This is a genomic window from Snodgrassella sp. CS2 (assembly GCF_050310315.1).
Lineage (GTDB): Bacteria > Pseudomonadota > Gammaproteobacteria > Burkholderiales > Neisseriaceae > Snodgrassella > Snodgrassella alvi_E.
The window spans coordinates 413,645-427,891 of the sequence record NZ_JBNPBA010000001.1 but is presented as its reverse complement, the minus strand read 5'-3'; the positions used below and the strand labels follow the sequence as shown (position 1 = coordinate 427,891).

Here is a 14,247-nt window from a genome sequence, read left to right as displayed (position 1 = left end):
TATTATTAGAAAAAGGTGAAAGTGTTAATTTTAAATTTCACCTAACAATATTTATGAAATTATAAGGTAAGGGAATTATTACACTTGATAAGTTGGTGAAAAAATATATTTCTATTCAGTATATTTGAAAGATAAAGAAGTCAATAACTTTATTCTTATCTTTTCTGATTAGAGAAATTCGGCAGCCAAAAATTAAACCGTATAGGTGGTATCCTATACGGTTTAATCCAAGCTTGATTACTTGCGCATGGTGTCTACAACGTCGATCATGAATTCCATTTCTTCTTCTGATAATGCAGTAAAGCCTTCAGGGAAGTTTAATGCTTTTACAATATTGGCGCCATCGGCGTCATCGGCCATTTTACATAGCACATCTTTCAGAAGTTCAGCGTTGGAAACTGCATCAGGATGATACAGCATAACGTGTGAAACTTCGTTAATACGACTCTTCAATAATACTTTCAGCTGATCTTTGGTGACTGAGTTGAAGCTATCATATACATCAGATTGGATAATTCCTACTTTTGCATGATGCCGAATTACACCTGAGGCAACCATCAGGAAATTATCTTTGCGTTTAATAACTAGTTCATCATCACTCAGATTAGCTGGTTCTAGCAGGCGTAACCCAATGAAATTAGCATCTTCATTATTTGAAAGTGCTAATTCTACAGTTCCTTTCAGATCTTCAATTGCATTGATGTCTGAATCAGCGGCTGCAACGATGACAATTTCGTCTGATTTATTTTTAGGTCTAACGAGCGGTAAATAACCTTGTTCACGTACATAAGTACCAGCAGCAAAAGGGTTAACAAAAAGCATAGATACTTTTTCTTTTTCCTGATGAGCTGTGACTTCATCAAACGAAGGAGGCATGATCAGTGATATATTTTGATCGCTTTTCTTTTGAAGGTAGTTATTGAGCAGATACCAGGTACTGAATTGGTCAGGCAAATAATCAGGTACAACCATTAAACTTAGCATATTATTTTCCTTCCTGTTCAGATTTCAGCATTTCTGCATACTTCGCGCTCATTTCATTTACTTTTTCGCGGCTCGGTTTGCGGCGGATTGAGCTATAGCCGATAACTTTGCCCTGACGCAGGTTGGGAATAACAGTTGCATATACCCAGTAATGACCACCGTCTTTGCGCAGGTTTTTGACATAGCCATACCAGCGTTCTTTTCTTTGCAAGGTAGCCCACATGTCGGCAAAGGGTGCTTTGGGCATATCTGGATGACGTAATAGGCAGTGCGGCGCGCCGATAATTTCATCACGGGTCCAACCACTGATATCAACAAATACATCATTGGCATGTGTAATGATACCGTCAAGATCAGTACGGGATACAATCAATGCGCCATCAGGATAGGGAAATTCCTGATTGGTAACATATACTGTGGATTCCCCTTCTTGCTGATAATGTTTGATTTTATACTCTGTAGATTCGCTCTGAGGTTTTGGCTGAATCCAACGACTCATATCCATGTTAATTTGTCCTTCAATTTGGTTTAATCTGGTGAAGAATGAGTGTGCTTAATGTAAGCATTTCAGTGTTATTATGTTTTTGTAGCAGCTCTGTCTGTTTTGATGTTATACGTCAATTGCTGCTGAAAACTTCTGAATATGCTTTTCGGGGACAGAGTAATCTTCGCCCGATGTTTATATGCTATGCTTTAATCTAAAGGATGCTTAAAGATATTAAAATTTCTGTCATACAGTAAAACCGGTTTTTGCTTATATGAATTTGCCTGACAGCGATCAATCCTGTTTATGAAACCGGATTTGAACAATTCTGAAAGATTAAACCAAATTTTCAGTGTTGTGCTGATTACAAAAACCGTTTTGGATATACCATTTATTTTGCATGTATGGCTTTAATTAGGCATGGCACATTTCAGGTTAAGCAAACTGAATATTAACCAAAATGATCAGCTAGTTCTTTCAATGCACGTTTAGCTTCAAACAAAATCAAACCTAATTTTGCTTCATGTGTTGTAGTGATGGTTAACAAGATGGCTTCAGATGCCTGAAACAGCAGCATATAGCCTTTATCTGTATGAATAATAGTATTATCCAAAGAACCTTTTAATACTTCTTTAGCAGAGCGGTTACCCAATGAAAGTAATGCCGCAGCCATGGCGCCGATTCGGTCTTCATCCATGCCACTTTGCAGTGCTGAGGCGATTGGCAGACCGTCAGTAGAAATAACAGCAGAAGATGTAATGTCAGGTGTACTGTTTAGTGTTTTTAATACGCCTTCGATGAAATCATATTTCATGAAAATTCCTCTAAAATTGACTGTAACCGTGTTAATTATAAAGATGGGTGAATTTTTTTGCAAAAAAATGTTATTAAATTTTATCAATTATCTTTATAGATAATTCTTATTTTTATTTTCGATGCATTTTTTTTCTGATTTGACGTTGTATTGAAAGTAATATTCTGTAGTATTTGTTCAGTCTATTTTATTGGTCTTCAGAAACTATTCTTTATTATAACATTATTCTAAATATGGACAGAATGCTGGATTGCTTAAAGAACATTTATTTGATTTAAATCAATATCCGTTTGACTTAAAGTTCAATTTTAAGTTGTGTGACTACTATGTATAAATATAAATTTACATATCTAATTAGCAAATAATATACGACTTTGTTGGCCATATTTTAATTAAACTAATATTAAATAAAATTTATGTTCATTTATTTTAATGACCTGGTGTTTAGAGTTTGCTTTTACCTTCTGATGAGGGTATGTCTTTATATAGTTTGTGACTCTTGATTTGGTTATGCTGTGAGATATTTTAATTTTGCTAGATTTTGTACGGATTTTAATTCTAAAGTTTTGGGGAGATTTAGTCTGTATTGCATGAAGGTTCTTGCTATACAGAATTTGTTTCAAGTTTTTTATTCGTGATGTAAGTTGAGCATTGTTGAACAAGCTAATTATATTATTTAGCGGTAATGGTGATATATTATTTGACTATTAGCTTAATTCTTATAAATAAAAAAGCATTGATACGTATTTAAACATATAAATGTAACTACAGGTTGTTATTTGTTAAGAACCTGTAGTTACATTTATATAAAACTTCATTGCTTACGGATATGCTTTGATACAGAGTCTTATGTATTTAGGTCAAGCCGATATTGGTTATATGGTTAATTATATATCGGTTTCTACTTTGTCTCCTTCTGCTTCCATCCATACGCGTCTGGATGCTGCTTCTCCTTTTCCCATTAGTTTAACAAAGATGTTGCGGGTTTCGTTGCTGTCTTCTTCTCTTATCTGTACTTGTAAAAGGCAGCGGGTATCGGGGTTCATGGTGGTGTCTTTAAGCTGATCTGGATTCATTTCTCCCAGACCTTTAAATCGACTGATACTGTAGGTACTTTCTTTAACCTTTTCGCTTTGCAGTCGATCCAGAATGGTATCTAGTTCTGCCTGATCCTGTGCATAAAGTTTACGCGCTGGTTTATTTTTACCCTGTGCGTTGACATCCACTCTGAATAGAGGCGGCTGGGCTACGTAGATGTGTCCTGCATCAATCAGACGGGGAAAGTGGGTATAAAAGAGGGTAAGTAGTAGTACTTGAATGTGAGCACCGTCTACATCGGCATCGGATAATATGGCGATTTTGCCGTAGCGAAGGCCGGATAAATCTGGATTATCATTTTTTCCGTGCGGGTCTACGCCAATGGCTACAGAAATATCGTGAATTTCTGCATTGCCAAATAACTGATCGCGATGAATTTCGAAGCTGTTTAATACTTTGCCGCGTAAGGGCAGGATGGCTTGGGTATTTTTATCTCTAGCCAGTTTGGCAGAACCGCCGGCAGAATCTCCTTCGACCAGAAAAAGTTCATTTTCACGTATATCTTCACTTTCACAGTCTGTGAGTTTACCTGGCAAGACGGCTACTCCGGATCCTTTTTTCTTTTCTATTTTTTTGGTTGAGCGCATGCGCGCCTGCGCCTGACGAATGGCCAGTTCGGCTATTTTTTTTCCGGTATCGATATTTTGGTTCAGCCAGAGCTCAAGCGGATCGCTGCACATAGCTGCCACCAGTTTGAGTGCATCACGGCTGGTGAGTTTGTCTTTGGTTTGTCCCTGAAATTGTGGATCCAGCAGACGGGCGGATAATACAAAAGCGACGCGGGAAAATACATCATCTGATTGAAGTTTTACACCGCGTGGCAGCAGGTTGTGGTGGTTAATGAAATTATTGACGGCGTGAAAGACGGCTTGTTTGAGACCTGCCTCATGTGTGCCGCCAAGGGCTGTGGGTATGAGGTTTACATAGCTTTCACTGGGTGCATTACCTTCTTCTACCCAGCTTAATGCATAAGCTGCACCTTCGCCTTGATTGAAATCTGTGTCATGGTTGGCGCCTAGATAATTTTCACTAGCAAAGATAGGTGTAGCGGTTTGGCTATCTGAAAGGAGATTCAGTAAATAACTTTTTAGGCCATTCGGATAGTGCCAGTTTTGTGTCTGTGCTTCATCTGTACCATTGATATACCGAGTAAGGGTGACGCTGATACCTGGCAGTAATACTGCTTTGGCACGCAATGTGCGTTCAAGTTCAGCTATGTTGTATTGTGGGTTGTCGAAGTAATGACCGTCAGGCCAGATGCGAACTTCTGTTCCACTATCTTTGGAGGTGCATTTGCCAATTTCAGTCAGGGGCTGAATAACTTCTCCAGCTGCAAAGACAATTTGATAAATTTTGCTGTTTCTTTTAACGGTGACTTCTAATCTGGTAGAGAGGGCGTTGGTAACGGAAACGCCGACACCATGTAGCCCGCCAGAGAATGCGTAAGCACCATCACCACTTTTTTTGTTAAATTTACCACCCGCATGAAGCTGGGTAAAAACCAGTTCGACTACGGGAACCTGCTCAGTTGGATGTAATCCAGTTGGTATGCCTCGTCCATTATCCTTTACGGTTACTGAACCATCCTGATTTAGGATTACGTCGATGTTTTGTGCATAACCGCCAAGTGCTTCATCGGCAGCATTATCAATGACTTCCTGAATGATGTGGGTAGGGCTGTCGGTTCTGGTGTACATGCCTGGCCGTTCTTTAACTGGTGCCAGACCTTTGAGTACGGTTACGCTAGATTCATCGTAAGTTATGGATTTGCTCATAATTTATTTCAGACTGGTAGTATTGCCAATATAGAACAAATTACCGTAAAAAATTTAATTTTTCGGTAATTTGTTTTTGTTTTGTGCTGGGATCAGGCAGGTGAATGCCGGCTGAATGACCGGCTTTTATTCAGCCAGTGAATATTTATCATCGTGGTTCTGACGGTTTTGTACGAATTCTGTCCACTCCGGTAGTTGATGCAGAAAACGCGACAATTCGTGCAGTGCATTAAGATAGACATTGCGTTTGAATTCTATCACTTCATCCACTGGTGCCCAGTACTGGTGCCAGCGCCATGCATCAAATTCGGGATGGTGGGTGGCACGCAGGTGGATATCACTTTCCCGTCCAGTCAGACGCAGCAGATACCATATCTGTTTTTGTCCTTTATAGGAGCCTCGCCATTCGCGTTTAATCCAATGTGTGGGAACGTCATAACGTAACCAGTCACGAGTGCGCCCAATGATTTTGACATGATGTGGCAACAGGCCTACTTCTTCCATCAATTCTCGATACATGGCAGCTTCGGGACTTTCTCCCGGTTTGATGCCACCCTGTGGAAACTGCCAAGAATGTTCGTGTACCCGTTTGCCCCAGAAAACCTCATTACGGTCGTTGGTGATGATTATCCCGACATTGGGGCGATAACCTTCTCTGTCTAACATGGTAGTTCGCCCAGTAAATAAACTGAATTTTCGCACAAATCGAGATAGGAAACCAGTTAGGATTGTTTGATGATGAGACAAGGCTATTTGCTTAATTAAATGCTATTGGTATTTTTGTTGATTTTATATATTAAAGGATTTATCAAACAAGAGTAGAGTAAGTAATATGTTATGTTGATTGTATATTGCAATTGAGTCAGTATTGGATATATTGATTATCCGGATAATTATGAATCAAGCCATATCTGATCAATATGGCTTGTTATGTATTACCTAAGTACTATTACTGGTGCACAGTTTCCAATAGAAGAATATTTTTTTCGTTTTCTTCTGGAATCTGCTCTTTTGTATTAACCGGCTGAGTGTGCTGGTAAAATGCAGCTCGTTTGGCTGCCTGAAAAATTTGTAATCTTCGACGATGTTGCATAGTTAATTCCTTTCTCGCTTGTCGGTGTTGTGCACCAACTGTTGTCATTAATACTTGTTTTACAGGTACTACTATAAGGTGACAATGCTTATGCCTGCATGAATATTATTATTGTTTTTTTAGATAATTTTCGTTTTATTATAAAATATATTAGATATAACAAAAATTTGCAAGACAGTAAAGATGTTCTGTTTGATGATGATAAAAACAGATATGGTCTGAACTTAATAATTTTGAAGATATCAGGCAGCAAAAGCTGCCTGATAAATGTGTAGATAATTAAGAATTAATGTTTTGGTTGGCTGTTGCTGCTATGTCTATTTTGCGGATTGCTGCGCTGACGTCCTGCTTGGTTGCCTTGGCGCGAACGGTTGGGCTGCTGCTCATTATTATGGCGACGGCCGGCATTCCAGTTGCCGCTTTTGCCTTGGTTGCCAAATGAACGACGACCTTTATTAGCAAATTTACTCGAACGCTTGCGAGTGGGTTCCATGCCGCTGATGGTATGTTCCGGCAGTTTCCGATTGAGGTAGCGTTCTATTTTGTGAACTTTGATGTACTCGTTCACTTCAGCAAAAGTAATGGCCAAACCGGTGCGACCTGCACGGCCGGTACGTCCTATACGGTGTACATAATCTTCTGCCTGTTTGGGTAGGTCGTAATTGATTACATGCGTAATAGTAGGTACGTCAATACCTCGTGCAGCTACGTCTGTAGCGACCAGAATTTTAATTCGGCCTTTGCGTAAATCCATCAAGGTACGGTTTCGCCAGCCCTGAGGCATGTCTCCATGCAGACAGTTAGCAGAAAAACCTTTTTCGTATAGTTCGTCAGCCAGTTGTTCGGACATAGCTTTGGTGGCGGTAAAGATTACTGCTTGATCGATACTGGCATCACGTAACAAATGATCTAGCAGACGATTTTTATGACGAATATCGTCACAATATAGCAATTGTTCATCGATTTTGCCTTGTTTTTCTTCACGGGCAATATCAATTTTCTGAGGCTGGTTGGTTAGTTTCTGCGCCAGTTTGCCAACCATGCCATCCCATGTGGCTGAGAATAATAGGGTTTGACGTTCGGCAGGAGTGGCTGCGACGATGGTTTCGATGTCATCAATGAAGCCCATGTCTAGCATGCGGTCTGCTTCGTCCAGAATGAGGACTTCCAAACGCCCAAAATCGATGCGTCCCTGACGCATGTGATCCATTAATCGTCCTGGAGTAGCTACGATCAGGTCGATGGGGCGCGCTAAGGCTCGGATTTGTTGTCCGAAGGCGGTGCCGCCCACTAGGGTAACTGTGCGCAGCCAAGGCATATTTTTGCCGTATATCTGAGCATTTTTTTCGACTTGCTGGGCAAGTTCACGTGTGGGCGTTAATACCAGTGCACGCGGGCCTTTGCCGGATTTTTCGCTGCGTTTAAGCAATTTTTGTAGCGTTGGCAAAAGAAAAGCGGCTGTTTTGCCTGAACCTGTCTGTGCAGAAACCATTACATCCTGATTATTTAAAACAGCGGGAATAGATTCCAGTTGTACGGGAGTTGGGGTTTCATATCCGGCAGCAGTGAGCGCGCTGGTAATTTGTTTGTCTAAATGTAAATCTGAAAAAGACAATGTCATGGTTTTCCTTTGGTTAAACGACCAACCAAACGTGATAATCTAGTTTATTTTGTTGAAAATAGATTACTGGAAACTGTTGCTAGCTTAAGCCAAGGAGGAAAGTAATATAAAGATAGCAATTGGTTGTCGTTAGCTTGTGTGTGGGTATTTTATACATCGACGACAACCAAGTAGCGAAAGCAATACTGCGGCTAATGGTAGATGGCGTTACATCATAAAAGAGATTATGGATACGCCGGAATTAACTCAGGTTGTAAACGATGGTTTCAAATTATTCGTTAAATTATAAGTTATTTCGGTTTTTTTAGCAACCTGATGACTGGATGGTTATTTCAAACGCGCTGGGGAGATGGTGGTTTTTTCCGTTACAATGTGGGTATTAGGTTGTTTATGGCAGATATGTAAAGTTTTATTTATGAGTAATGATATAGGTGCTTTTGCTAACCGTCTTGGTAAGAATATTAAACATTTGCGTAAGTGGGCGCAGCGTCAGGGGCTGGAGGCATGGCGGATGTACGACCGTGATATTCCTCAATATCCGTTTGCGGTGGATATTTATAAGGATCAGGTTCATTTGCAGGAATATGATACTGGCTGGCTGATGCAGAAGGCAGAGTATGAGGAATGGCTGGGCGGGGTGACTGAGGCGATAGTGTTCGTTACAGGGCTGCCTGCAGACAATATTCATGTTAAAAGACGGGCGCGCCAGAAAGGTAAAGAGCAGTATGAAAAAACCGGTGCTGAAGGCACAGATTTTGTTATTCATGAATACGGACGTGCTTTTTGGGTAAATCTGGATAAGTATTTAGATACGGGTTTATTTATAGATCATCGTAATACTCGCAGGTTAATCGGTAATCTAGCTGAAGGTAAACGTTTTTTGAATTTATTTGCTTATACGGGTAGTTTTACGGTTTATGCGGCCACCGGTGGAGCCATATTGAGTGAAACAGTCGATTTGTCAAATACTTATCTGCAATGGGCGAAACGTAATTTTGAGCTAAATGGATTGGATAGTTTAAAGCATCAGATTGTGCGTGCTGATGTGTTCCTGTATCTGCAGCAGGCAGCTGAACTAAGCAGGCAGTTTGATTTAATTGTAATGGATCCACCGAGTTTTTCTAATAGTAAGAAAATGCGTGATATTCTTGATATTCAGCGGGATCAGGAAAAGTTGATTGATGGGGCGATGCATTTATTGGCGCCACAGGGGGTGTTGTTTTTCTCAAATAATCTGCGGAGTTTCACGTTGAATGCTGGTTTGCATCAACGCTACAGCATTCGGGATATTTCTGCAAATACTGTACCTGATGATTTTCGCAATACCCGCATTCACCAGTGTTGGGAGATCAGGCATCGATAATTTCTGGGTTATGATTACGGGAGGTGATAATGATTGGCAATATACAATTCAAGCAAATTTTGATTTTGATGAGTATGCTGTGTTGTCCAGCTTTGACCGAAGCAGAGGTCATATATCATTCCGGTCATGGTGAACGCGATATCATTGTTGATTTGCCTATTTCACGAACCACTACGATTAATAAAACGGTACATATTGATGCCCCTGCTGGCGCAACTGTGATTTATACTGATACGCCCGTATATCCTGCTGCTCTGCCTTATCCAGATTATCCTGAAGGTTTACCTTATCCGCCTGTTTATCCTGTTTCTTCCAGTATCAGCTTGCGTCCGCTCAATAGTGTATGTTTGCGTACGAAAAGCATGGCTTCGGTATGGCAGCCTGTTTTGCTTGAAACTTGTACGGCTGGAGAAATCAGTGAGGCTATGTATTTCCATCAGGGAAAAGTATGGCTGAACAATCGTTGCCTTGCTGTTAAAAATCATGATGTTGGAGTCGTTTCTTGTACGCAAAGTAGAAGAAATAACTGGTTACTAACGGGACGCCAGCTTCGAGATAGGGATAGTAAATTATGTGTGGATGGGGCTAACGGCTCTTTGCAATTACAACCCTGTAGTGATGTTTCTAGTCAGCAATTTCATTAAAACTATGAATAAATTGGAAATTGATTAAATGTATTTTGGGTTTGTGGTATCTAATTAGATGACTGTTGACTGCTCTGTTTTACTAATTTTGAATTTAAATTGATGGATTATAACTGGTCATTTGTGTTTGATTTTGTAATCAAGAATTGATTTATGTTAACATAATTGAAGGTAATATTATTTTGGGTTTACTTAATTTTATTTTTCGATTGGTTAAGGTAATTTATTTAAAGAATTTTATTTTTTTATTTAAAAATTCTGAGATTTGGCTGATATGAAGGTTTTTTGCAACCTATCTGGCTGCTAAGTGCATTAATTACTATTATTATTTGCATAGTTTGTATATTGATTTGCTGACAGGTAAATTAGACACTGAGTAAGTTTAAGATCTCAATGCGGTTAGCTGTTTTGGCATAAGATTATTTTAAAATGATATTGTTTGTATTCTGAGGGTTGTTCTATACCGTTATGTCTTGTTTTTCTTCCTGTATTCTGCCACCTTCAATGCTGGGCATTATGGGCGGTGGCCAGTTAGGGGCAATGTTTACAGTTGCTGCTAAAACAATGGGTTATCAGGTGATGGTATGGGATCCTGATCCTGAAGCTCCTGCTGCTCAATTTGCTGATGTGCATTTGTGCTCTGCTTTTGATGATTCTAAAGCTTTACAGGCTATGGCTGAATGTGCGGCGGTAACGACGGAATTTGAAAATGTCAATGCTCAGTCTATGCGCTGGTTGGCACAATATACAGTTGTGTCTCCCTCTGGTGAATGTGTGGCTATTGCACAAGACAGGCAGCAGGAAAAGGAATGGATTGCTAAAGCTGGGCTGAAAACGGTACCTTATCGTGTTGTTTGTGCTGAATCTGATATTGATAGCCATGTTGAAGAATTATTACCAGGAATACTGAAGACGGCGACGCTGGGCTATGATGGTAAAGGTCAGATAGCGGTTAGTACAATTGCTGAATTGAAGTCTGCTTTTGCCAAATTAGGGCAGGTGCGCTGTGTGCTGGAAAAAAAAGTAGATTTGCGTGCGGAAATTTCGGTGGTAGTGGCACGGCTTGATGAAGAGCACACGGTGTGTTTTCCAGTTGCAGAAAACCAGCATGAAAATGGTATTTTGGCATATTCGCTGGTACCGGCTAGACTACCTCTTTCAGTTTTACAGCAGGCTGAGCAGATGGCATGCCGGCTGGCTCAGGCCATGGAATATAGAGGGGTCATGGCAGTTGAGATGTTTGTTGTGGGCAGCAAGATGCATCTGGTAGTGAATGAAGTGGCGCCGCGGCCGCATAATTCGGGCCATTTTAGTATGGATGCCTGTATTTCGGACCAGTTTCAGCAACAGGTAAGGATAATGTGTGGTTTAAAACCGGCTGCTGCTGATTTGTTACAGCCTTGCTGTATGGCCAATATTCTTGGTGATGTATGGCCGCCGCAAACTGAGCCGAACTGGTCTGTCGTGCTGAATCATGCAACGGCATTTTTACATCTGTATGGTAAAAAACAAGTCCGTCCGAGTCGCAAGATGGGACATTTTACTGTTCTTGCACAGGATTCTGAGCAGGCCTTGCAAATGGCTCGCGCTCTTCATCTGCGTTTGCAATCTGGTGCTCAAGAATTTTGCTCGACTGATGTTAATTTATCCTGATGATTTGGGCTAAAGGATAATACCTTGGAACTGAAAAGCTTTAAGTGGCGGCCTTTGGTATGGCTGTCACATGGCTGGAAGATGCTGGGCTATGTTTTGCCGATGGCTCTTGCCTGTGCCGGTATCACCGGCTTGCCCATTTCTATGGCTCTGGCCAGCTTGTTGTGTGCACTATTGTGCTGCCTTCTTTTTGGTGGCCGTAATAAAGTATTGCTGACGCCCGCACCGTTTTCAGCTTTGATGCTTACCGCATCGATAGCTTACTATGCCGGTGCGGTGTCGGATCGGCTTATGGTAGCGAGTATGCTGACTCTGTTTACTGGAGGCTGGTTAGTATTGCTGACTGTGATTCTGCCACGGCATTGTATGAACTGGATTGCCCGTCCGGTGTGGCACGGTATTGGAATGGGGATTTCCTTGACTCTGATGGTGATGCTGGCACCGATTATTCTTGGTGTGGCCGCCAATAATAGCTCATGGCTGGAGCAATGGGTGCTACTGCTAAACTGGCATAGCTGGAACTGGCCGAGCGTGGTGCTGGCTGCTCTTTCTCTTGCTTTACTGCTGTTTTGGCGAACGCAATCTCAGCCGAAAGCTTTGTGGGTGTTGCTGTTGGTATGGATGCTCAGCCATATTTGGCCGTTTACATTGCTGGGTGTGGCTACTCCGGTACAGCAAAACTGGCAAGTTTGGATGCAAGTGAGTCAAGTACATGCAGACTGGGCTTTGCTGGTATTTATGAGTGCTACGATTGCTTTATTGATTAATGTAGAAATTTGCCAATATTTACCAGATCGTTTCCGGTACAGCACTGGTTTGACTGGTTTGACTAATATTCTGTCTGCGCTGACTGGCGGTATGGTGGCCAGTGTGGGTTATGTAGATGATCAGGCTCTGCGATTAACCCGTTCGACGTTGTTGACAGCGCTGGTGATATTGTTACTGATCTATTGCTGGTCATGGTGGCGTGCGGTTCCGCTGCCAGTGCTGGCCGTAATTGCGCTGTATGCAATCTGCGTGCAGATAAACTGGAGTGAGTTGCGCTTGTATTATCGCCAATGGGGTGATTTGTTATGGTTGTGTGTTTCTGCGCTGCTGATTGTGTTGTTTGGTATCTGTGCCGGTTTATGGCTGATTATTTCTTTAGGCTTGATTGTGATGTGCTGGCATACTATTCGTCTGCGAGCATGGCCGTTGTTGCTGCCTGAAGTGCAGATTGTGGTACAGGAAGCTGTTATTACGCTGCCACAGATTTTGCTGTTTGCTAATGCCAGTAGCTTACTCCATAGAAGTTTTGATTTGGTTCGGACATTGAAAGTACAAAAGGTTTATCTGGATGTGAGTGCAGGCTGTCATACTGATGTGACGGTATTTGTCCATCTGCAGGTGTTGGCACGTAACCTGCATCAGCAAGGTAAAACTTTATATATCTGTGGCCTGAGTGAAGCGGCATGTATGGTGCTAACGACTAAAAAATTGGATTATTTGCTGCCTGAGCAATTGAGTACGCGTGATGCTGAATCTTTATTGATCAGCCCAAGCTATGCTGGTGAGCCTGTAACAGTATGAATTCGGTTGTGATACGGGGCTGAGTTGCGATTGTGTGGGTTTGTAAGTAACCAAGTTTTATAATAAGGGAATAGAAATAGAATGAGTAAATTTTGGAGTGAGAATACTAAAAGGTTGCAGCCTTATGTACCCGGTGAGCAGCCTAAATTTTCTAATCTGGTTAAACTGAACACTAATGAGAATCCATTTGCACCATCACCTTTGGTGTTACAGGCAATGCATGACGCAGTAAATGGGGATTTGCGTTTATACCCTGATCCGAATGCAGATAATCTTAAGCAGACAGTGGCAGACTACTATGGTTTGCAAAAATCGCAAGTGTTTGTGGGAAATGGCTCTGATGAGGTGCTGGCACACGCTTTTGCAGCTTTTTTTCAAGGTAAACAGCAGTTGTTGATGCCCGATGTTAGCTATAGCTTTTATCCAGTGTATTGTCAGTTGTATGATGTGAAACCGCGTGTGATACCACTGGATGCGCAGTTTGCCATTAATTCGGCAGATTACGCTGGGGCAGTGGCGGGTGTGATTTTTCCAAACCCGAATGCACCTACCGGCTGTATCCTACCACTCGTAATGATTGAAAAGATATTGCAAGCTAATCCTGATTGTGTGGTGCTGGTGGATGAAGCTTATATTGATTTCGGTGGTGTCTCTGCGGTGAAGTTGATTACAGATTATCCTAATCTACTCGTAGTGCAGACATTATCTAAATCACGGTCGCTAGCTGGTATGCGGGTTGGTCTGGCATTGGGGCAGGCTGAATTGATTGAAGGGCTAGAGCGAGTAAAAAACAGTTTTAATTCCTATCCGCTGGATCGTGTGGCACAGGCAGCGGCTATTGCTGCCTTCAAGGATGATGGCTATTTCCGTTCTACTTGTAAAAAAGTCATCGATAACCGTATCTGGCTGACTGAACAATTACGGCAACTGGGTTTTGAAGTCTTACCTTCTTATGCCAATTTTGTATTTGCTTGTCACGTAGAAAAAGCTGCCGAGGAGATTGCTGTTTTTTTGCGCCAGCATGGTGTGGTGGTGCGCCATTTTCAACAGGCTAGGATTGATAATTTTTTGCGTATCAGTATTGGGACAGTTGAGCAACAGCAGCGTCTAATAGCGGTGCTGAAAGAATTATTGATGAAATAATGATAA

Annotated in this window: 12 protein-coding genes; 5 read left to right on the top strand and 7 right to left on the bottom strand. The window is 41.5% G+C overall.

What is annotated here, in order from left to right:
• Positions 1 to 237 precede the first annotated feature (237 nt).
• The 7 genes from ACQP6D_RS02075 to ACQP6D_RS02045 form a co-directional block, all read right to left on the bottom strand.
• Positions 238 to 984 carry a phosphate/phosphite/phosphonate ABC transporter substrate-binding protein gene (locus tag ACQP6D_RS02075; RefSeq protein ID WP_267390128.1) on the bottom strand — a complete coding sequence of 249 codons (747 nt, stop codon included), beginning with the start codon at positions 982 to 984 and terminating at the stop codon, positions 238 to 240.
• Position 985: 1 nt separating this feature from the next.
• A complete protein-coding gene (locus ACQP6D_RS02070) occupies positions 986 to 1,489 on the bottom strand; it encodes a PAS domain-containing protein (RefSeq protein WP_370388963.1) in 504 nt (167 codons plus the stop codon).
• Positions 1,490 to 1,919: 430 nt separating this feature from the next.
• Positions 1,920 to 2,282, bottom strand: a complete 363-nt coding sequence (locus ACQP6D_RS02065; RefSeq protein ID WP_100139998.1) for a roadblock/LC7 domain-containing protein — start codon at positions 2,280 to 2,282, stop codon at positions 1,920 to 1,922.
• A gap of 887 nt (positions 2,283 to 3,169) precedes the next feature.
• A complete protein-coding gene (locus ACQP6D_RS02060; protein WP_370389745.1) occupies positions 3,170 to 5,155 on the bottom strand; it encodes a DNA topoisomerase IV subunit B in 1,986 nt (661 codons plus the stop codon).
• Positions 5,156 to 5,281: 126 nt separating this feature from the next.
• Positions 5,282 to 5,821, bottom strand: coding sequence for an RNA pyrophosphohydrolase (locus ACQP6D_RS02055; protein ID WP_267390132.1), 540 nt, complete (start codon positions 5,819 to 5,821; stop codon positions 5,282 to 5,284).
• 283 nt (positions 5,822 to 6,104) lie between these two features.
• Positions 6,105 to 6,248 carry a hypothetical protein gene (locus ACQP6D_RS02050; protein ID WP_267390133.1) on the bottom strand — a complete coding sequence of 48 codons (144 nt, stop codon included), beginning with the start codon at positions 6,246 to 6,248 and terminating at the stop codon, positions 6,105 to 6,107.
• A 286-nt stretch (positions 6,249 to 6,534) separates the two neighbouring features.
• Entirely contained in the window at positions 6,535 to 7,869 is a 1,335-nt protein-coding gene (locus ACQP6D_RS02045; protein ID WP_369608113.1) for a DEAD/DEAH box helicase, read from the bottom strand.
• A gap of 415 nt (positions 7,870 to 8,284) precedes the next feature.
• Between ACQP6D_RS02045 and ACQP6D_RS02040 the strand changes: the two genes are divergently transcribed.
• The 5 genes from ACQP6D_RS02040 (at position 8,285) to hisC (ending at position 14,241) form a co-directional block, all read left to right on the top strand.
• The gene (locus ACQP6D_RS02040; protein ID WP_367577963.1) at positions 8,285 to 9,232 is read left to right on the top strand and encodes a class I SAM-dependent methyltransferase; all 948 of its coding nucleotides are present in this window, start codon (positions 8,285 to 8,287) and stop codon (positions 9,230 to 9,232) included.
• Between the two features lie 29 nt (positions 9,233 to 9,261).
• The gene (locus tag ACQP6D_RS02035; protein WP_367577964.1) at positions 9,262 to 9,876 is read left to right on the top strand and encodes a hypothetical protein; all 615 of its coding nucleotides are present in this window, start codon (positions 9,262 to 9,264) and stop codon (positions 9,874 to 9,876) included.
• A 468-nt stretch (positions 9,877 to 10,344) separates the two neighbouring features.
• Positions 10,345 to 11,529, top strand: a complete 1,185-nt coding sequence (locus ACQP6D_RS02030) for a 5-(carboxyamino)imidazole ribonucleotide synthase (protein ID WP_427857309.1) — start codon at positions 10,345 to 10,347, stop codon at positions 11,527 to 11,529.
• Positions 11,530 to 11,553: 24 nt separating this feature from the next.
• Entirely contained in the window at positions 11,554 to 13,098 is a 1,545-nt protein-coding gene (locus tag ACQP6D_RS02025; protein WP_267390139.1) for a SulP family inorganic anion transporter, read from the top strand.
• A gap of 81 nt (positions 13,099 to 13,179) precedes the next feature.
• The gene (gene hisC, locus ACQP6D_RS02020) at positions 13,180 to 14,241 is read left to right on the top strand and encodes a histidinol-phosphate transaminase (RefSeq protein WP_267390140.1); all 1,062 of its coding nucleotides are present in this window, start codon (positions 13,180 to 13,182) and stop codon (positions 14,239 to 14,241) included.
• Positions 14,242 to 14,247 lie beyond the last annotated feature (6 nt).

Bases quoted from the DNA above. Each gene is read 5' to 3' on its own strand.
- ACQP6D_RS02075 (WP_267390128.1), bottom strand. From the start codon at position 984: ATGCTAAGTTTAATGGTTGTACCTGATTATTTGCCTGACCAATTCAGT.
- ACQP6D_RS02070 (WP_370388963.1), bottom strand. From the start codon at position 1,489: ATGGATATGAGTCGTTGGATTCAGCCAAAACCTCAGAGCGAATCTACA.
- ACQP6D_RS02065 (WP_100139998.1), bottom strand. From the start codon at position 2,282: ATGAAATATGATTTCATCGAAGGCGTATTAAAAACACTAAACAGTACA.
- ACQP6D_RS02060 (WP_370389745.1), bottom strand. From the start codon at position 5,155: ATGAGCAAATCCATAACTTACGATGAATCTAGCGTAACCGTACTCAAA.
- ACQP6D_RS02055 (WP_267390132.1), bottom strand. From the start codon at position 5,821: ATGTTAGACAGAGAAGGTTATCGCCCCAATGTCGGGATAATCATCACC.
- ACQP6D_RS02050 (WP_267390133.1), bottom strand. From the start codon at position 6,248: ATGCAACATCGTCGAAGATTACAAATTTTTCAGGCAGCCAAACGAGCT.
- ACQP6D_RS02045 (WP_369608113.1), bottom strand. From the start codon at position 7,869: ATGACATTGTCTTTTTCAGATTTACATTTAGACAAACAAATTACCAGC.
- ACQP6D_RS02040 (WP_367577963.1), top strand. From the start codon at position 8,285: ATGAGTAATGATATAGGTGCTTTTGCTAACCGTCTTGGTAAGAATATT.
- ACQP6D_RS02035 (WP_367577964.1), top strand. From the start codon at position 9,262: ATGATTGGCAATATACAATTCAAGCAAATTTTGATTTTGATGAGTATG.
- ACQP6D_RS02030 (WP_427857309.1), top strand. From the start codon at position 10,345: ATGTCTTGTTTTTCTTCCTGTATTCTGCCACCTTCAATGCTGGGCATT.
- hisC (WP_267390140.1), top strand. From the start codon at position 13,180: ATGAGTAAATTTTGGAGTGAGAATACTAAAAGGTTGCAGCCTTATGTA.